Annotated in this window: 14 protein-coding genes; 12 read left to right on the top strand and 2 right to left on the bottom strand. The window is 57.2% G+C overall.

Going from position 1 to position 19,953, the window contains the following annotated elements:
• Positions 1-53: 53 nt before the first annotated feature.
• The 5 genes from Q1Q75_RS06905 to Q1Q75_RS06885 all read left to right on the top strand — a co-directional run bounded on the left by Q1Q75_RS06905 (position 54) and on the right by Q1Q75_RS06885 (position 9,024).
• Positions 54-3,254: a hypothetical protein gene (locus Q1Q75_RS06905; RefSeq protein WP_300668590.1), complete on the top strand. Its 3,201-nt coding sequence runs from the start codon at positions 54-56 to the stop codon at positions 3,252-3,254.
• Between the two features lie 123 nt (positions 3,255-3,377).
• Entirely contained in the window at positions 3,378-6,002 is a 2,625-nt protein-coding gene (locus tag Q1Q75_RS06900) for a hypothetical protein (RefSeq protein WP_300668589.1), read from the top strand.
• 20 nt (positions 6,003-6,022) lie between these two features.
• The gene (locus Q1Q75_RS06895; RefSeq protein WP_300668588.1) at positions 6,023-6,910 is read left to right on the top strand and encodes an ABC transporter ATP-binding protein; all 888 of its coding nucleotides are present in this window, start codon (positions 6,023-6,025) and stop codon (positions 6,908-6,910) included.
• Positions 6,911-7,126: 216 nt separating this feature from the next.
• On the top strand, positions 7,127-7,792 hold the full coding sequence (locus tag Q1Q75_RS06890) for a hypothetical protein (protein ID WP_300668587.1): 666 nt from the start codon (positions 7,127-7,129) through the stop codon (positions 7,790-7,792).
• Positions 7,792-9,024 carry a DUF4857 domain-containing protein gene (locus Q1Q75_RS06885; protein WP_300668585.1) on the top strand — a complete coding sequence of 411 codons (1,233 nt, stop codon included), beginning with the start codon at positions 7,792-7,794 and terminating at the stop codon, positions 9,022-9,024. Before Q1Q75_RS06890 ends, Q1Q75_RS06885 begins: the two co-directional genes overlap by 1 nt.
• Before the next feature lie 254 nt (positions 9,025-9,278).
• Here the strand turns inward: Q1Q75_RS06885 and ald are convergent, their stop codons facing one another.
• A complete protein-coding gene (ald, locus tag Q1Q75_RS06880; RefSeq protein ID WP_300668584.1) occupies positions 9,279-10,397 on the bottom strand; it encodes an alanine dehydrogenase in 1,119 nt (372 codons plus the stop codon).
• Between the two features lie 146 nt (positions 10,398-10,543).
• Positions 10,544-11,986: a dihydrolipoyl dehydrogenase gene (lpdA, locus tag Q1Q75_RS06875; protein WP_300668582.1), complete on the bottom strand. Its 1,443-nt coding sequence runs from the start codon at positions 11,984-11,986 to the stop codon at positions 10,544-10,546.
• A 251-nt stretch (positions 11,987-12,237) separates the two neighbouring features.
• Here lpdA and Q1Q75_RS06870 point away from each other — a divergent pair, with 251 nt between their 5' ends.
• From Q1Q75_RS06870 to lipA, 7 genes are all read left to right on the top strand, one after another.
• Complete coding sequence (locus Q1Q75_RS06870) at positions 12,238-12,681, top strand: Lrp/AsnC family transcriptional regulator (RefSeq protein ID WP_300668580.1); 444 nt, start codon at positions 12,238-12,240, stop codon at positions 12,679-12,681.
• Positions 12,682-12,844: 163 nt separating this feature from the next.
• Entirely contained in the window at positions 12,845-14,119 is a 1,275-nt protein-coding gene (locus tag Q1Q75_RS06865) for an aminomethyltransferase family protein (protein WP_300668578.1), read from the top strand.
• 444 nt (positions 14,120-14,563) lie between these two features.
• Entirely contained in the window at positions 14,564-14,962 is a 399-nt protein-coding gene (gene gcvH, locus Q1Q75_RS06860; RefSeq protein ID WP_300668577.1) for a glycine cleavage system protein GcvH, read from the top strand.
• 154 nt (positions 14,963-15,116) lie between these two features.
• Positions 15,117-16,448: an aminomethyl-transferring glycine dehydrogenase subunit GcvPA gene (gcvPA, locus tag Q1Q75_RS06855; RefSeq protein ID WP_300668575.1), complete on the top strand. Its 1,332-nt coding sequence runs from the start codon at positions 15,117-15,119 to the stop codon at positions 16,446-16,448.
• Positions 16,445-17,905 carry an aminomethyl-transferring glycine dehydrogenase subunit GcvPB gene (gene gcvPB / locus Q1Q75_RS06850; RefSeq protein ID WP_300668574.1) on the top strand — a complete coding sequence of 487 codons (1,461 nt, stop codon included), beginning with the start codon at positions 16,445-16,447 and terminating at the stop codon, positions 17,903-17,905. The genes gcvPA and gcvPB overlap by 4 nt, the downstream gene beginning before the upstream one ends.
• Before the next feature lie 195 nt (positions 17,906-18,100).
• Positions 18,101-18,784 carry a lipoyl(octanoyl) transferase LipB gene (gene lipB, locus Q1Q75_RS06845; protein ID WP_300668572.1) on the top strand — a complete coding sequence of 228 codons (684 nt, stop codon included), beginning with the start codon at positions 18,101-18,103 and terminating at the stop codon, positions 18,782-18,784.
• Positions 18,785-19,006: 222 nt separating this feature from the next.
• Positions 19,007-19,906, top strand: a complete 900-nt coding sequence (gene lipA, locus Q1Q75_RS06840; protein ID WP_300668571.1) for a lipoyl synthase — start codon at positions 19,007-19,009, stop codon at positions 19,904-19,906.
• The last annotated feature ends 47 nt before the right edge of the window (positions 19,907-19,953 follow it).

Genomic DNA, 19,953 nt, shown 5'->3' with positions numbered 1-19,953 from the left:
AGGGCCGTTGCTGATTGATGTGATGTGAACCAGAAATATTTAAGGATGAATTGATGAAAAATTACGTATGGACCCGGTTGCTCCTGGCGGCCATCTTGGCCCTGAACCTGTCGGCGTGTGGCGGGTCTGGGGGAGGCGGAACGGACCCGGGTCAGCCAACGACCCTGTCCGGGGTTGTGGAAGACGGCCCCGTGTCAAAAGCCACGGTCTATGCGTTGCGAAGGGACGGCAGTGGTGGCCTTTACGGGCCCTGCGTCACCGATGAGCAGGGCCGGTTTACTGTGGCCGTGGATGCGGGGGTGGCCCTTAAAGACCTGATGCTTTTTGCCCGGGGCGGCAAAGACGGCACCACCGGGCCCGAGGGAATTAGCTTCAGGGGGATGGTCATGATGGCCCCTCTGGAGATGTTTGAAGGCAACACAGGGGCCGTTGTGGTGAGCCCGGTGACCACCCTGGTGGGCCTTGATGTGGCAAGCGGCTCGTCCCTGAGCGCAGCCCGCACTGCCGTGGCCGATATGCTGAAGGTTGCAGAGGCCAAGCTGACTGCCCGGCCTACGGTGGAAGGGGGCAGTTTTCACGCCAAGACCATGATGCTCTCTTTGGTGGCGACGGCCAGAAGGACCCAGGGATGCAAGGGCAGCGCCTTTGACGGGGTTGCGTTTTCAGCGGACGGGCTCCCCGATACTTCAGAGCACCCCGAACTTGACGAGGTGGTTGCCGTCATCAAGGGCGCCCTCGAAAGGGGGGACGCTCCCGGTGAGGTGTTTGTGAGACAACGTCTTTTTACCTGCCTGGCCGACGTCCTGGACGCCAACAGCCCTGCCTCCTCAAAGGAGGACCCGGATTTTAAGGCCCGCGCGAGCCATCTCATCGGGGATATCTTAGCGGCCACAGGCGGCCGTTCCATTCACCTTGAGAGCATGGCCCCTGAACGTGTCATCCGCTGGGTGCTCAGGACCTCCGGCATCGAAACCTACGACATCTTTTTGGGGGACACCTTTCCGGTCCTCACCAGCTGGGTCCGGGAGAACACGGAGATTGCTGCTATCATCACTCCGGTGGCGGCAAAATACGATATCAGGGAATCCCTGTTTGCAAGCGAACTGCTGGGCAACGACAACGCCAAGCGTCTGGCCTACTATTTCAATTCCGATGCCTCCCATCTGTACAAGGCTGAAAAGCTTATCGAGACGGTGCGGGATGATACGGTCAACGACTACATTCTGGAGCGCATCGCCCACGGACTGGCCGAGGCAGGCTTTTTTACAGAGGCGGAAACCATTCTCGATACGAAGATTTTTTCTACCTGGTGCCGCGCCGAGGGGCTACGGCGGCTGGGAGCCTCTCTGCATGATTTCAAAGAGCGTACCGGGAGCATTTCCCAAGAGAAAGTGGTGGGGGCCTTTAAGAAAGCGGAACCCTTGTATAAAAAAAAGATAGAGTCCGTGGGCAAGGCCTTTTTCAATGGCAAAGACGCGGCTGGAGTGCAGTGCCTCATTAGGGGTTACAGGGCTGCGGGCGCGATGGACAGGGCGGATGCCCTGACTGAATATATGGAAGAGTGCACCATCGCCATGTCTGAGTTAAATAAGTCGGCCCTCCCACGTATCATTGTTTCCATGAACAAGACGGCTGATGTCTATATAGAAGAGGGCAATGAAGCTCAGGCCGCTGTGTATCCCGGCGTGATGTTGGCGTTGGCCAAAGAGGTTCCAGCCAACGATGCGGCCAATCCCGATTACCCGAAGAAACCGGATGATCCCGCTATCGTCGATTACTATCTGGCCAGGGTTTACAACCTTACCAAGACGTTGGAACTCTACGGTTCTTTGTACGAGAACTTTGGGGGTGCTTCATACAAGGCCGGTGCCCTGGAGGCCTACAATTTGATCAAAGAGCTGCGGGATACCTATGCCTACACAGCCGAAAGAACCGAATTATTTCTGGCGAAATGGGGTATCCCTTCCTTGTTTGCCATTGGCGAGGACGGGATTGCCCAGGCCCTCACCGATGGGTTTTCCTCACGCTACCGGAAATATATCTACGCCTCGCTGGCCACCAGCAAGGCTGTGGCTGGCGAGGATATGGTGGGCGCCTTTGCGACGGTGGACCTGATTACCGACAAGGACCCCGAAGACGAGGTGGCTTACAAGGTTGATGCCCTGACGTATTTTGCTGCCAATACGAAGGTGAAATACATCGCGGCCAGCCTTATCGCCAAAGGCCCCCATCGGTACCCCCACGCGGTTCAGGCCCTTGAAAAAGCCAGGGGGCTCCTGGACGCCTTTGCCACGGATGATGGGGAACTCAATTACAAGGTCAAGGTGCAGCGAGGGTACGTTAAGCTGGCATATCTCTATGGGCTGATGGGCCATGTCGCCGGGCAGGAGGCGAACCTTGAAAAAGCGGAGGCGCAGGCTTACAGCATCTCCGGTGCCCTATGGAAGGTCCAGGCCCTATGCGATACGGCTCTGGGGTGGCACGGGCTTGGTCATGACTCCCGAATGACCCGGTGTCTGGACGATGCCCGGCTTGCAGCAGATGCCGTGCGTGGGGGAGAGCTCGACGCAGAAAAAATGGCAGAAATGTACCATTGGCTCATGCGTGCCTATCAGATACTCGGGGATCGAGGAAAGGTCACGGAGGCGGCAAACATGTATGCGGCCAAGAGCGTCCTTATTTTTGATGAGTCCCTCACAGACGACCAGTGGGCCACGGGAAATTATGGAAAGCACGATAGTCTCCTGAAAGATCGGGGTGGAAACCTCATTCAGTTATCAAAGCTGTTGGTTGCATTCGGGCAGACGGATGACGCCGTGGCTGCTTTGGACAACGTGATTGCCACCAAGGACGTATTTTATGACGACGACGTGTGTGTCACGCTTTGTGTCGGGGAATCCTCCAAAACAGTGAGCGAAAAAACCTTAGTATATGCTTATGCCCATGCTGATGCCACTGCCAAGGCCCTTGATGTGGCCAGGGCTCTTGGGAACACCTCGGAAATTAACCAGGGAATCAAAATGGTGGCCGCCAGCTTGACGGGGCGGGATCATTTTCCTCAAAAATCCTCATACAGTCCCAAACCTGACTATTGGATCGCACAGGTCGACACTGACGGCGACGGCCTACCGAACTTTTTCAGTCCCTTGGCAACTCCTGCGGACATTGCTGCATCGGGCCTGACCTTGGACCCGGACAGCGACGGAGACGGCATCCCGGATACGACGGACACCCGTCCTCTGTTTGCCGACTGAGAAGCCGTGCCGAATATGTGGTTGGATTTGGCTGCGCTGTTGTCAGTGAGACGGGGCGGCTGACCGGATATACCCCAAGGGGCCCTTCCCATGGAAGGCCCCTTTCAGATGGAAGTGTGATTTATGATGCGAGAATATGTAAGGCGATGCGGTGGCCTTGGGCGAGGGCGTCGCCAGGACAGCGGGCGCCCTGTGTGGCTGGCGATTGTGATGGCCCTGGTGGTGGCGGGGGCAACGGCAACTGGTTGGGCCGGGGAAGGCTCCCCGGAGGCTTTCGGCGAGTCGTCGGTCTCTGAGCCGCTGGAACGAACGGCTGAAAAAACAGCTCAAAAAAAAACCACAGAGGTGGCGGTGGAAGGGGAGACCCTTACCGTTACAGGGACCATGGAGAGCAAGGCCTCCGGTGTCTCTATCCTCGATTATCGGATGCTTCGGCACCTCTCCGGCGGCAACGGGGATTTAAACGAGCTGCTCCTGGTGCTGCCGGATATCCAGCCGGACGACTCCTGGCGCTCGGCCAAGACAGCCGGCGAGATCCTGCCCGTGAATATCTCCATTTCCGGGGGCAAGGCGTACCAGAACAATTTTTCCGTGGACGGGATCTCCAACAACAGCCTGTTGGACCCGGGATCCGAACGGCATCAGGTGGTCAATGACGTGCCCGGCCACCCCCAGGAAATCTTCCTGGATTCGGACCTGGTGGAGGAGGTGGCCGTTTACGACAGCAACGTCCCTGCCCGGTTCGGTGATTTTTCAGGGGGTGTGGTGGACGCCAAAACCGTCAAGGCGGGCATCAAGCCCAAGGGAAAGGTCTACTACCGGACCACCCGGAGTCAGTGGGCCCATTTTTTCCAGTGGGAGGAGGAAGAGGACGATGACGACACGTCTGCCCCTTCGTTGTCCGACGACGCCGACGGAGACCCCCGGTTCGAAAAGCACATCTACGGCGGCAGCCTCAGCATGCCCATAGGAGAGACCTTCGGCGCCATCGGATCGGTGAACGAGGTCCGCTCCACCATCTCCAAGCGACACTTTAAGGGCTGGAAGGATGAAGAGCGGCTGCTCCAGAATTTTATGACCAAGCTCACCTGGGATCCAGATTATTTAAACTCCTTTGAGCTGAGCCTTTTTCACTCCCCCTATGAGGAGGAGCGGTTCCTTGAGGATGTCAAAGGGAGCGATTATACCGTCGTGGGTGGCGGGAGCCGGATCCAGGGCACCTGGAACCGGGGGCTGAGTTTTGGTGAGCTGGAGATGAAGGGGGCCTTGAGGAAGAGCGTTAACGAGCGCGAGGCTCCAAAGGATTTGCGGCAATGGCTTGCCACAGCCTCCAAGCCGTGGGGGGGCGATGCGAACTCGGCATACTCTAAGGAAGGGGGCCATGGGGACATCACCAAGACCCAGGAGAGCTTCACCACCCGCGCCGATCTGTCGGAGATCTCTTTTAACGGGTGGGGGGGGCTCCATACCCTGAGCACGGGTATTGCCTATGACCTGACCAAGGGGCAGTTTGACCGAAAGGAGACCACCATGATCTACACGGATCCGGTGACCTCCGATACGGTGGTTTCCCCCGGCAACAGCTACGACTGCGAGGACAACCAGCAGTACTTCAGCATGCGAAGAGCCTATGACGCCGATGACTCTTCGGTGGTGGTCAACGCCCTGAGCCTTTATGGCGATGACGAGATGGTTTACGGCCGCGTGACCCTGCGGCCGGGGCTGCGAATCGCCGCCAATGATTTCATGGACAACCTTGATGTGGCTCCGAGGATGGCGGCTTCCTGGGACAGCTTCGGCAACGGGCAGACCGTCTTTACCTCGGGGATCAACCGTTACCACAGCGCCACCTTTATGACTTACAAGCTTCGGGAAGCAAAAAAACCCTACCGCACCGAGGTGCGAAAACCTTATCAGGACATGGTTTTTTCGGGTAGCGATCCATCGGGGACCCAGGGTGGGTTCTGGTGGCCGGTGTCGGATGCCGGGAACAACGTGGAAACGTATTCCACCCTTAAAACCCCCTATGCTGATGAATTTCAGGCCGGGGTGGACCAGCAACTCGGGGGCGGAACCCTGGGGTACAAGTATGTCCGGCGCAAGGGGCAGGATCAGTTCGCCCGAACCTACGGGGCCGTGCAGCCCAACGGCTTGAAGTATTACACCATGACCAACGATGGGTTTTACGACCATGAGAGCCACCGTGTGGCCTGGGGGCGTCGTCTCGGTGCCCACAGCCTCAACCTGAATGTGACCTGGCAGGACACCGATTCCTCCAACGGGTCCTATGACAGCGAGGTGGACGATGATCGCGTCTGGTATGGCGACGAGGTGATCTACAAGGCCGAGCTGCCCAGAAGCACTTTCAACAAGCCCTGGATGGCCAACGCCACGGCCATTGTCTCTCTTCCCGTCCGCATGACCCTGACCACCATCGCCCGATACCGGGGTCCTTACACCAAAGTAGAAAGCATGGGAAAAACAAGGCAGGTGCCCGACGACCAGGCTCGGACCAACCCCCTCACCGGCAAGCCGGTCTCCGAAGAGCTCCCCATCTATGCCGAACGGGACCGCTCTTCAAGCATCGTCGTGGATTGCAAGCTCCGATGGAAACTTCCCCTGTGGCGGCAGAGCGTGTTTACCACCACCCTGGAGGTGAATAACCTCTTTAACAAAAGAGTTCTTGCCGAGGGAAAAAACTATGAATTGGGTCGCCAATTCTGGCTGGGCGGTGAGGTGAGTTTCTAATGGAAAGGAGCAAGGAAACTATGTCGGATACGGTGATCCAGGTGGAAAACCTGTGCCACAGTTACGGGGGGAAAGATGTGCTTAAAAACCTCAGCTTTGAGGTGAAAAAGGGACGCATCTTCGGCCTTCTGGGAAAAAACGGGGCGGGGAAGAGCACTTCCATCAATATTATGATGGGGTTTCTCTCTCCCAAGGGGGGTGTGTGCCGGATCTTCGGCGAGCCGTCCCACAGTTTAAGCCCGCAGACAAGGGCCCGCATCGGGCTGCTGCACGAGACCTTTCTTCAGTATGAGTTTTTTACCATCGCCCAGGCTGAACGGTTTTACGCGTCTTTTTATCCCAAATGGAACCCTGCGGTGTTCCGGGAGCTCATGGACAAACTGGGGCTGCCGGACAACCGGAAGATCCACCGCATGTCATGCGGACAGCGTTCCCAGGTGACTCTGGCCCTGATTCTGGCCCAGATGCCTGAGCTGATGATTTTAGACGACTACTCCCTGGGCCTGGACGCCGGGTACCGCCGGCTGTTTCTCGAATACCTCGTGGAGTATGCTTCGCGGTACGGCACCACCATCCTCATTACCTCCCATATTGTTCAGGATCTGGAGCGTTTTGTGGACGATATCGTGATCCTGGATGAAGGGCGGACCCTGATCAGCAGCAGCCTGGAGGATTTTACCGAGGGGTTTCGCTGCTATGGGCTCTCAGCCGGGGGCGGGCCGGCCCTTCAAGCCGACGGTATTATCGCCCGCGTGGAGGGCTTGGGAGACCGGCAGGCGCTGTACAGCTTTGGCTCTGAAGAAGAGGTGTTAGAGCATCTGGCGACCCGGGGTCTGACGGGCTTCACCCTGGCGCCGGTGCCCATGAGCCTGGAAGATGCGTTTATCGGGCTTACCGGGAAATATTAAGGGCCTCGGGATACCACACAGCCGGGAAAGACACGGAGTATGGTTTTCGGAACAACGGCATCGGGCTCGCCCCCAGGGAAGGTTGCTGGATTTTATCCTCCACGCGAATGCCACGAAAACAAACGCATAGTGATTTCCTCCACGCATTCGCCATCGGGTTTCAAGGTGCCCCCACCTTGCTGCCGGAGGCATCATCGAATCAAGGAATAAAAATATATGTACAAGGCCATTATTTATAAGGAGTGGATCAAGCTGCGCTGGTTTCTCCTGATCATGCTGGGGATTACCCTGGCGGTTCATTTGAAGATTTTTATCATGCTCCGATCGGCCGTGGTGGCCAACGGGGCGTACCAGCTCTGGTACATGGCGGCCGTTCGTCAAAGCGTATTTTACGGGGACATCATGTGGCTGGGGCCCTTTATGGGGCTGGTTGCCGCCCTGGCCCAGTTTGTGCCGGAGACGGGGAAAAGGCGGCTGCGCATCCTTTTTCATCTGCCCCTTCCCCACAACCGCTCCCTTGCCTGCATGCTGGCGGTGGGGGGACTTTGCGTGGTGCTTCTCTGCGGCCTCAGCACCCTGTGTCTCGCCCTGACCATGGGCACTTATTTTCCCTCTCAGCTGGTGACGAGCGCCGTGGTAACGGCCTCTCCCTGGTTTCTGGCTGCGGTACCGGCTTACTTCGGGACGGTTCTGGCCCTGGTGGAGACGGCCTGGTGGAGAAAAGGAGCCTTCGGGCTGGTGGCGTTTGGACTGGTGCTTCTGATGATGGATGGCACCCTGAATATTTTCGAGCAGAGCCTTGGCCGGTATGCCCTGGTCTTTGCCCTCTTTCTGCCCACCGTTCTTCTGCCCGCCCATCGTTTTAAAAGGGGGATTGTCTGATGCTTAAGGTCTCACGAATCGCCATACTCCTTTTGATGACCCTGGTGTTTGCCATCTACGCCCCGGAGCAGGCGCGGCGCCTGCTCGTGGAGCGGCATGTCTCCCCTTTTATCCAGTACAGTTCCCCCCTGAAGACTTTTTTTATCAGTGCCTGGGACCCGGTCGACCAGAGACGCCGGATCACCGATCTCGCCGGAAACGAGTACTCCCAGACGACCTATGAGAAGGCCCTGCCCATGTTTTTTTTCCGGGACCTGGCCACCTGGGGCTGTCTGCCGGAATCCATTGACGGGGTGGAGGTGACCTTGAAAAAAGTAGCCCGCAACCGGCAGTTCGTCAGGCTCAGCCCCAAGGACCTGAACAGCCCGGTGGTTCCCCTTTATCCTTTGTATGAGTCGGCGTCCGGATTTACGAGGCTCAAGAATCCCGCCGATATGTTTCGTATTACCGAGTCCTTGGAATTTATCGATACGGAGTCCAATAAGGTGGTGACGGACAAGTCAGAGCGATTTACCCGGGCTCTTCAAGACCAGGGATTTACCTTTCCCGCCCGGCGGATTTTTGGCAACCCCACCCCGATGAAGCCCTTTGACGAAGGGTATTTTATCACCGACGCCAAGGGGGCGCTCTTTCACCTGAAGTTGGTCAAGGGCACCCCCTTGGTAAAAAACACCGGCCTGGCCCCGGCGAGCGGTATTCGCTATATCGGGGTGGAGGAAGACTCCAGGCGTGAGTTCTACGGCCTGATGGTCGAGGGCGATGGCAGGGCAAGCCTTCTGTCTTGTGATACCTACACGCCCATTGACCTGCCGATCAAGGGCTACGACCCAGACTCCATGAGCCTGACGATTAACTGCGATCTTCTGAAGCGCACCTTTGTGATGAAGGACAAGAAAACCATCCGGGTCTGGGTGACGGATCGCGACTACCACCTTGTGGCGAAACATGTTCACGCCCTTGAAGGGAAAAAGGGCGGGAAGATCCTGAAGCGCCTCTTCCCTTTGCGTGTGATTCGTGCAAAGGCCGAGACACACTTTGCCCTTCTGGATTTCTCCTGGAGCCCTCAAGGGTGGATGGCGTCTCTTTTCAGCCTTGCCGTGCTTCTGGGCTGGCGTCTGAAGAAAAGAGAGGTGATGCGTCACCCTGAAGACCTCGTGCTGGTGCTTCTCACGGGTGCCTGCGGTCTTCTGGCCGTGGTGCTTGCGGGCTCTTGTGAGATGTCAAAAAGTTAGGGCTGTAAGAAAAATATAAAAGTACAAAAATCAATGCCTCCGGCGGCAAGGTGAGCCACCTTGAAAGCAGGTTTCCGCTGGGCTTTGCGCCTCGTTCCTCGGGTCAAATCCCAACGGAATTCTGGTGATCCAATGTATGATTATTAATTTACATCCGCTTATCGTATTGATTTAGCTCTTAAAAAGCCTCCGGATGCGCATCGGAGCCCGTCAAACAAAAAAAGACCACAGCATCTGCTGCGGCCTTTTTTTGTTTATGCCTGTATCAGGGTGTCGGGGTCGGTGTAGTCAAGGCCGAAGGCGTCGGCGACTCCTTTGTAGGTGATGTGGCCCTGCGCCATATTGAGGCCCCACGTGATGCCTTGGTTCTCCCTGCACGCCTGTTTCCATCCTTTATTTGCAATCTCAACGGCATAGGGCAAGGTGGCGTTGGTGAGGGCGATGGTACTGGTGATGGGGACGGCCCCGGGCATGTTGGCCACGCAGTAGTGGATGATGCCGTCCACCTCAAAGATGGGGTCGCCGTGGGTGGTGGGTTTCGAGGTTTCGAAGCAGCCGCCCTGGTCGATGGCCACATCCACGATAACGGCACCGGGCTTCATGGAGCCGAGCATGCTCCGGGTGATAAGTTTCGGGGCCCTGGTTCCGTGGATGAGGACGGCACCTACCACCACATCCGCTTCCTGGATGAGTTTCCGGACCGTGGCAGGAGAGCTCATGATGGGGAAGCAGTTTTTGGGCATGACCTCGGAGAGGTAGCGAAGACGGTTGAGGTTCATGTCCAGCAGATAGACTTTTGCCCCGAGCCCGCAGGCCATTTGCGCCGCGTTGGTGCCCACGATGCCGCCGCCGATGATCACCACCGTGGCGGGGGGCACGCCGGTGACCCCGCCGAGGAGGATACCGCGTCCCCCATGGACCCTTTCAAGGTACTTGGCGGCTTCCTGGATTGACATGCGACCGGCCACCTCGCTCATGGGGGTCAGAAGGGGGAGACCTCCCTTTTTGTCTTCTATGGTTTCGTAGGCGATGGCCACGGCGTGGGTTTTTAAAAAATCACGGGTGAGGCTCTCGTCGGCGGCAAAGTGCATGTAGGTGAAGACGATCTGGTCCTTTTTGACCAGGGCGTATTCGGAAGGTTGGGGCTCTTTGACGTGCATGACCATATCGGAGGCTTCAAACACAGCCGCCGGGGTGTCGATTATGCTGGCACCGGCCTCGATATACATGGCATCGGAAAAGCCGCTGCCGACTCCGGCGTTTTTTTCCACGAGCAGGGTATGTCCGTTGGCGATCATCACCTCGACGCCGGACGGGGTCATGGACACACGATTCTCCTCGGATTTTATCTCTTTCAGGATGCCTACGATCATAGAAACCTCCATGGGGCCGGGAATTCGGCCGGATGTATGGCGTGGATATAGAAGCGCCTCCTCAGCCCGAAGGGTGAGAAAGTCGAACAGACAACTCTATGGATTTTTACCTTGCGGTTTCTCATGAAATGCCCGGGTTAGGGTTCTCAGGTGACGGATCCATGGATGGCGTGATCCGAGGCCACCATGGCAGCCTCCATCATGATTTCGGACAGGGTGGGGTGGGCGTGGATGGTTTCGACCAGGTCGGTGACGGTGAGTCCCTTGGCGACGGCAAGGGTCCCTTCGGCGATGAGGTCGGTGGCATGGGGGCCCACCATATGAACGCCTACAACACGCCCGGAGGGGACCTCTGAGACCAGGGTGGCTTGACCGGCAATTTCGCCCATCACCTGGGCTTTACCCAGGGTACGGAAGAGGGCACTGTCCGTGCGGATATTCATCCCCTGGGCCCTGGCCTGTTTTTCTGTCAAGCCGGTGCAGGCCACTTCGGGCATGGTGAAGATGCCATTGGGGATGGCGCGGTAGTCCATGTCGCGGCTGCCGCCCATGATGTTTTCCGCGGCCACGATGCCTTCGGCCGAGGCGACATGGGCCAGCATGATCCGCTCTGGCCCGGTGATGTCACCGATGGCGTAAATGGCAGGGTCCCGGGTCTGCATCCGCTCGTTTACCTGGATCCACCCCCGGTGATCTGAGGTGACCCCGGTGTGTTCGAGGCCGAGGGCCGATGCGTTGGGGCTGCGCCCGATGCAGACGGCCACCTGGGAGACCTCCTTTGTGGTCATCGCTTTTTCGCTGGCTTTGAGGTTTTCGGCAAAAGGCGAGGGGCCGAGGGTGATGTGGGCACCCGTGGCTGTGGTCTTTATCGCGGTGACCGTCTGGTGGGTCAGGACCGTTATTTTCTTTTTTTTCATCTCTCGGGTGAGTATTTTGGAACATGCGTCCTCAAGGGCGTCGAGGGGAAGGATCCGATGCATCGCCTCGATCAGGGTGACCCGAGCCCCTAAGGCGTTTAAGATGCAGGCGAATTCGCAGCCAATAACGCCGCCGCCAACAATGGCGATGCTTTCGGGAATCTCGGTGAGGCTGAGTACCTCATTGCTGGAGATGATTCGGTGGCCGTCAAAGGGAAAGGAAGACAAGGGCATTGGCACGGTGCCTGTGGCAATGATAAGATTATCCCAAGGCAACTCGGTGGTCCCCTCCTTTTCTCCAGAGACGGTGAGATGACCTTTCCCGGTGATTTGCCCCGTTCCACGAAGGCAGGTGACACCAGCACGCGCCAAAAGGGTTTCAATTCCCTTCTGTTGGCTGGCGATAACGGACTGTTTACGTGCCATCAGGGACTTCATATTTACGGTGACGCCGCCCCCCCCCGAGAGTCCGAAGGCGTCCCCATGGGCGATCTTTTCCATCAGATCCGCGCTGTGTTTCATGATTTTTGAGGGAATGCATCCCCAGTTCAGGCAGGTACCGCCTGCGCCCTCTTTTTCGATAACCGTGACCTCGGCGCCCAGGGACGCGGCCTTAAGGGCAGCGTCATAGCCGCCGGGTCCGGCGCCAATGATGATGAGTTTCAAAGCCATGCGTCGTCTCCTGTGAACGGATTTGCTTGCGGGGTGTCTGCCTGGGGGCAGGTGTTTTGGGTGATTCAGGCGTTTATTTCAGGATTCGTCGGTTGAAAAGGAATTTTAACCGTTTTAAGAATGTTAGGCAAAACATCAACTATTGTCAATTTCATTGATGTAAACATCAACTCTTTAAATAATTATTGACAGAAAGTGAAAAAATTATGTTTACTGATGAACAAATGATTTCCGGGGACAAAAGAGAGTCTATGAACATTGATGAAACCCATATCGCCATCATGAAGCTGCTTCGGGACGGACGTCGTTCGTTTAAAAAGATCGCTGAAGAGCTCTCCATTACAGAAAATACGGTGCGTGCCCGGGTCCGTCGTCTTCAGGATGAGGGGGTTCTGGATGTGACGGGGCTTGTGAACCCTGAATCCCTGCGGGGGCATCGGGTGGTGATCGTGGGCATGAAAATCTGTCACGTGAATCTGGTGGACAAGGGCGAGGAGATCAGTCGCCTGAAAGGGGTGGTATCGGTGAGCGTGGTCACGGGCCGGTACGATCTGATTGTCCAGGTGCTGTTCAAAGAGGGCTACGGCTTGCTTGAATTTTACACCGAAGAGCTTTCAAAGGTAAAGGATATACAGTCCGTAGAGACCTTTGTTGTTTACAAAGGGTATAATTTGAAAGTGCCCTATTTGCTGTAAGTGAATCCGGAAGGGGGCCTCAGGCATTGATTGGTGTCTGAGTGAAGCCATCCGGAGGTGTCTTGATCTCGCCTGTCTCTTAATTGAAAACCCTGCGTTGCGTTGCCTTTGTCCGGATTTTAACCCCGCTATGAACATGACAACAGGTGAAAAGGAAGTGCGTATGGATTCTTTGATGAAAAAAACGCCCCTGCACGCCTGGCACTGTGAACAGGGTGCCCATATGGCTGAGTTTGCAGGTTATGAGATGCCGCTCTGGTATGGCGGTGGGATTCGTGAAGAGCATATGGCGGTGCTCAGGTCGGCGGGTCTCTTCGATACCAGCCATATGGCCGTGGTCCTTGTGGACGGGGGAGGTTCGCGGGGTCTGCTTCAGGCGTGTTTTACCAAAGACCTCTCCCGCTGCGTCGGAAAAGCGCCGGGTCCCCTGGTCACCGGTCGTGCCGTTTATGGCGTTTTTTTGAACGATAAGGGCCATGTTATTGATGATGCGCTGGTTTATATGGTGGGCGCGGATCGGTATATGGTCTGTGTGAATGCTGGCATGGGGAGTGCGATCGCCTCGGAGCTGGAGCGGCATTCAGACGGTCGGTTGAGCCGTGTCACCGACCTCACCGGCAGCCTGGGGAAAATGGATATCCAGGGACCCGGTGCGGCAAAAATTCTGGGCACCCTCCTGGCGGACCCCGACGCCGTCTTTGCGACGATGCCTTACTTCTCCTTTAAAGGGCACTTTGATGCCCGTGCTCCCGAGAGTGGCCAGGTGCACCTCAAAGACGGAAGCCCCATCCTGCTTTCTCGTACCGGTTATACCGGGGAGTTTGGCTTCGAAATGTTCTTGCCCCTTGAAAGAACCGAGGAACTCTGGACCTCTCTCCTTGACGCGGGAAAGGCCTCAGGGCTTTGCGCCTGCGGCCTGGCTGCCCGTGATTCCCTTCGTGCCGGTGCTGTATTGCCCCTCTCCCACCAGGACATCGGGCCCTGGCCTTATCTGAATCACCCCTGGGATTTTGCCTTGCCGTGGGATGCGGAGAGAAAAGGCTTCACCAAACAGTTTTGGGGTAGATCTGCCCTGGAGAATCCCTCCGAGATATATTTTACCTCTCCTTTTGCCGGATTTGATCCTCGAAAAGTTCCTGTGGGAGAGACCTCTGCGGTGTTGAGTGAGGCCGGAAAGCCCCTGGGCATCATCCTGACCTGTACCACGGATGTGTCCCTGGGAAGGCATGAGGGCCAGATTGTCTCGGCCGTGTCGGGGACCTTGCCCGAAGGGGCCAAGGTGCGGGGACTGTCCTGTGGCTTTGTCCGATTGACGGTTCCTCTCTCCCCTGGCGAGCGGGTTATCCTCACCGACGGCAAACGAAAAATTCCGGTGGAAATTGTCTCGGATATCCGTCCGGGACGGACGGCGCGTTGCCCCATGCAGACGATGCTGTAGCCGTATGAAATTCAGCTCATGAACAACAGTCTTCGTAACTATTCAGCTTAAAAAAAAGCCTCCGGCGGCAAGGTGTGCCACCTTGAAAGCAGGTAGCGAATGCGCTTTACCCCCTTGTCACGGCGTAGCCGCAGGCGAAGACGGATCGCTTGTCGCGCCGTAGCCCATTGGCCTTGGTCGAATGGTGGCGCGGAGATATGGGCGTAGGCGGACTTGTTACGCCGGAGGCTTTTACGTAGGCGGACTTGTCACGCCGGAGGCTTTTGCGTAGGCGGATTCCTCGGGTCAAATCACATTCGCCTTTAAACGAGATCTCATCAAAAATGAATTTTTAAGAACTATTTATTAAACTTTTTAAAAGTTTAGCCCCCGGCAGGGCCTCCGGAGGCATAAGCTGAATCGTTACGTGATGTCATTTTAAAAACGCGCTGCAAAGGAGGAGTCATGAAAGAGATCAGCCAGCTTGTTTTGCCTGAAGATGTCAAGTACGCCACGGGCCATGAATGGGCCAGGGAGGACGGAGACGAGGTCTTGATTGGCCTTGCGGATTACGCCCAGGATCAGCTGGGGGACATTGTGTTTGTGGAACTCCCCCAGGTGGGTGACTCCTTTGACAAAGGGGAAGAGTTCGGCACCGTGGAGTCCGTGAAGGCGGTGTCGGAGCTCTATATGCCCCTGGGCGGAGAGGTGGTGGCGGTCAACGAAGTCCTTGAGGATGACCCGGGGCTGGTTAACAGCGACCCGTATGGCCAGGGGTGGTTGATCCGCATCAAACCGGCGAATCTGTCTGAGCTGGAGGGTTTGCTGGATAAGTCCGCCTACCAGGATCTGCTCAACGGCTGACCCGGTTTTTTTATTTGGCTCGGGTGTCTCGCGGTTGCTCAGGCGGGTGGAAGCCTGCCTGGGGATCGGTCTGCCCCATGGCGCGAAAAGCGTTTTGCACGTGCGAATTTTTTCGCAGCCTTTTGGGGCTCACCTCTCAGGAGGACAAGAGAAAATGCGTTATTTGCCTCATACCCAGGAAGATATCAAGGAGATGCTGTCTGTCATCGGCGTCGACACGGTGGAGGCTCTTTTTGACGCCATCCCCGCATCGTGTCGGACCACGAAGCCCATGAACCTGCCTGCGGCCATGAGTGAGTGGGACCTCAACGCACATATGGACGCGCTGGCCGCCACCATGGCGTCTTCCCGTGAGTATCGCGTATTTATTGGGGCCGGCAGTTACAATCACTACATCCCCTCATCGGTTCCTTACCTCCTCTCCCGTTCTGAATTTGCCACGGCGTATACCCCTTACCAACCAGAAATCAGCCAGGGCACCCTCCAGGGAATCTATGAATTTCAAACCCTCGTGACCCGTCTGCTCGGGATGGAGGTGGCCACGGCCTCCCATTACGATGGGGCCACCGGTCTTTCCGAAGCCCTGTTGATGGCGGTGCGAAAAACCAAAAAGAAGAAAGTCGCCGTCTCAGCCCTCTGTCATCCTTTTCACCGGGAGGTGCTTCGGACCTATCTGGGACCAGCCGGGGTCGAGATCGTTGAGCTCCCTTATGGCCAAGACGGCCGTACAGATCTTGCGGCCCTTGAGGCCCTGGATGATGTGGCAGCCGTGGCCGTGCAGTCTCCCAATTTTTTCGGTGTGGTGGAACACCTGAACGAGTTTTCCGATGCGATTCACGCCAAAAAGGGGCTGATGATCGCTTCCTTTACCGAAGCCATCGCCTGGGGCCTTTTGAAAACTCCGGGCAGCCAGGGGGTGGACATCGTCGCAGGTGACGGCCAGAGCCTGGGTATCCCCAAGGCCTTCGGTGGTCCGGGTCTGGGGCTTCTGGCCAGCACCAAAGCGCTGATGCGGCAGCTTCCGGGACGCCTTGTGGGGACCACCACAGACCTGGATGGTAAGCGGGGCTTTGTGTTGACCCTGGCGGCTCGGGAGCAGCACATCCGGCGTGAGAAGGCCACCTCCAATATCTGCTCCAACAACGGCCTGTGCGCCATGAACGCCGCCATGTACATGGCCTCCCTCGGGGGTTCGGGGTTTAAGCGCCTGGCGCAGATCAACCACAACAAGGCCGAGTACCTGAAACGGCAATTGATGGCTGCGGGGGTGGAGATTCCTTTTGCGTCCCCCACCTTCAACGAGTTTGTGGCGAAATTTCCACAGGGCTTTGAGAGCACCTACGATCGCCTTCTCTCCAGCATGGTGGTGGCCGGGCTTCCCCTGGGACGGTTTTATCCCGAGCTTGAGGGGTATTACCTGCTTTGCGTGACGGAGACCCTGTCGAAAACCGATATGGACCAGCTGGTCAAGGAGGTGACGGAATGAGCGGATACAGCCAGGGAGAGTCCGGCCTCATTTTGAATGAACCCCTGCTCTGGGAAAAAGGAAAAAAAGGGCGTTGCGGGTTTTCATTGCCGGCGTGCGATGTGGACGAGGTGTGTTTTGACGAGGCGCTGGCCGGAGACGGCCCGGATTTCCCGGATCTTTCCGAGGTGGAGGTGGTGCGTCACTACACCCGCCTCTCCACCTGGAACTTTGGCGTGGATACCGGCATGTACCCCTTGGGGTCCTGCACCATGAAATACAACCCCAAGGTCAATGAGCGCCAGGCGGGCCTGACGGGTTTTGCCGATGCCCACCCCCTTCTTCCGGAGGCTCGCACCCAGGGAGCCCTCAAGTTGATGTACGATCTGGAGCAGTTTCTCAAGGAGCTCACCGGGATGGCCGCCGTGACCCTTCAGCCCGCCGCCGGGGCCCACGGCGAGTTGACAGGGATTCTGATGATGTATGCCTACCATAAGAAACGGGGGGAGATCCGCACGAAGATGCTGGTCCCCGATACGGCCCACGGGACCAACCCCGCCAGCGGGGCCTTGTGTGGCTACACTCCCGTGCCTGTTCCCGTCAGCGAAGAGGGGATCATGCGGGTGGAGGATGTGCGGGAGCGAATGGATGAAGAGACCGCAGGGATCATGGTGACCAATCCCAATACCCTCGGGCTCTTTGAAAAAAACATCCGTGACATTTGTGCGATTGTTCATGAAAAGGGCGGGCTGGTCTACGGCGATGGCGCCAACCTGAACGCCGTGATGGGATACGTGAAGATGGGAGAGATCGGGGTGGATGTGATGCATTTTAATCTTCACAAGACCTTTTCTACGCCCCACGGTGGAGGCGGCCCAGGCTCCGGGCCGGTGGCCGTAAACGATATCCTGGCCCCCTTCCTGCCGGTGCCCCGGGTGGAGAAGGAGAGAGATCGCTATCGCCTGGTGACGACGTATCCGGATTCCATCGGGCGCATGATGACCTTTTACGGCCATTTCGGCATCCTGGTGCGGGCTTACAGCTACATTCTCTCCATGGGAGGCGAAGGCCTTAAGGAGGCCAGCGCCCACGCGGTGCTTAACGCAAATTATATCAAGGAACGCCTGAAAGATACCTTTCACCTCGCCTACGATCAGACGTGCATGCACGAGTGCGTCTTCTCCGATGCGAATCAGGAGGAATTCGGCGTCACCACCCTGGATATCGCCAAGCGGCTCATTGATTACGGCTTTCATCCCCCCACCATTTACTTTCCCCTGGTGGTGCACGGCGCCCTCATGATCGAACCCACAGAGACCGAAACCAAAGAGGATATTGACCACTTCATCAATACCCTGAAAGTCATCGCCAGGGAGGCCAAAGAGTCACCCGAGCTCTTGAAAAATGCCCCTATACGCAGCAAAGTAAGGCGCCTCGATGAAACCGCTGCCGCACGAAAGCCGTGCCTGAGCGGGTAAGGGCTGTGCCTCCGGCGGCGAGGTGAGCCACCTCGAAAGCGGGTTTGCGAATGCTCTGCGGCTGGCGGCACCTTGGGCACCTCGCGTCCGCATTCGCGCGACGGGAGAGGAGTGACAACGGATGTCGCAAGTGCATGAGCTGCCGGTGCTTCCGCGTCAATTCACGGGTTAAGTTTAACCATAGAAGGGAAAGAAATGAAGGGCTTGCTGCTTGAGTTGCCGTTGACGGCTTATGAAGAGGTGCACGCTCTTCAGAAGCGGTGGGTGGGGCAACGGGTTTCAGGACGCTTGGACCGGGATCTGGTGATTCTGGTTGAGCATCCACCGGTGTATACCCTGGGCAAGCGGGGGGGGCGAGAGAACCTGAGGGTCTCTGAAGCCTTTCTGGAAGAGAAGGGGATTGCTGTGGTTCAGACGGAGCGGGGAGGCAATATCACCTGGCACGGTCCGGGTCAGCTGGTGGCGTATCCCCTTGTGCATCTGGAAAAAGCCGGGATGGGGGTGGCCGGGTTTGTGGCTGCGTTAGAAGAGGTGATGGTAAAGACCCTGGCATCGATGGGGGTTGTGGCCTGCGGGGATCCTTCGAACCGAGGCGTCTGGGTGGGAGACGCGAAGATCGGAAGCGTGGGGATTCGGGTGACCCAAGGGGTCTCGTATCATGGGCTGGCCTTGAACGTGGCACCAGATCTTACCGGCTTTTCCTGGATCAACCCCTGCGGGCTGTCCGTGCCCATGACCACGGCGGCAAAGGTCCTGGGCCATGAGGTCTCCATGAGTGAGGCACGGGCGGAGATGAAAGGGGCTTTTGGGGCGCTTTTTTCAGGTGGCTTTTCTGAGATTTCCCTGGACGCGTTGAACCGTCTGTCACACTCCGGTTAAAGTCAACGGCTGAGTTGAATTCTGACCATCGACAACGCCTGCACTTGCGACGTACTGTGCGTTTCCTTGCACACTTCACGCGAATGTGGACGCATTTCAGCCCGAAGTGGCGACACCCAGTGCGCATTCGCAAACCCGCTTTCAAGGTGGCGCCACCTTGCCGCCGGAGGTTTTTTTGACAGGGATAGTCACTTCCTGAGATTTTTGTTTTTTGGAGGGCGCATGAAACAGGATTTGTGTCGGGATAAGGCGAAAACATATCAGCGCAGGAGAAAGCCGATCTGGCTTCGGCGCAGCCTGCCCACCTCGCCTGAGTATGAGACGGTGAGGCGGCTTATGGGGGCCTCGGGTCTTCATACCGTGTGTCAGGAGGCCAAGTGCCCCAATCAGTGGGAATGCTTTTCCAATCGAACCGCTACCTTCATGATTCTGGGGGAGCGGTGCACACGGGGGTGCCGGTTCTGCGCCGTTCAGAAGGGAAGCCCTTTGCCTGTCGACCCGGGAGAGCCGGGGCGTGTGGCCGAGGCGGCGAAAACCCTGAACCTCTCGTACGTGGTGGTGACCTCCGTGACCCGGGATGATCTGGAAGACGGTGGGGCCGCACATTTTGCTCGGACCATTCATGCGTTGCGAGAGCGCATCGACGGGGTTTATGTGGAGGTGTTGATCTCGGATTTCAAGGGTCGCGCCAAAGATCTTCAGTGCGTGATTGATGCTGGACCGGATGTTTTGAATCACAATATTGAGACCGTGCCCCGGCTTTACCCCACCGTACGGCCCCAGGCCATCTACCAGCGGTCCCTTGCTGTGTTTCGGCACTTGAAAGAGGCGGCTCCCAGGATGCCGGGCAAGTCGGGTTTGATGTTGGGATTGGGTGAAACCGATGCCGAGGTGGAGGCGACCCTGGTCGATCTGCTCGCCGCCGGCTGCTCACTGCTGACCCTGGGCCAGTACCTGCAACCCTCAAAGGATCATCTTCCCGTTGAAAGCTATATCACCCCGGAAGTTTTTGAAGATTGGAAAAAGCGCGCCCTTGCCCTGGGCTTTGCCGATGTGGCCAGCGGCCCCTTTGTCCGCAGCTCGTATAAGGCCAAAGAGCTGTTTAATAGGGGGCACGCATAGCCCGAAGGGTGAGAAAATCAAACAGAATACCGTGGATTACATTTTGC

It is taken from the genome of Desulfoluna sp., assembly GCF_030145185.1.
Taxonomy (GTDB): domain Bacteria; phylum Desulfobacterota; class Desulfobacteria; order Desulfobacterales; family Desulfolunaceae; genus Desulfoluna.
The sequence above is the reverse complement of the archived record's forward strand: the minus strand, read 5'-3'. Positions and strand labels throughout refer to the sequence as shown.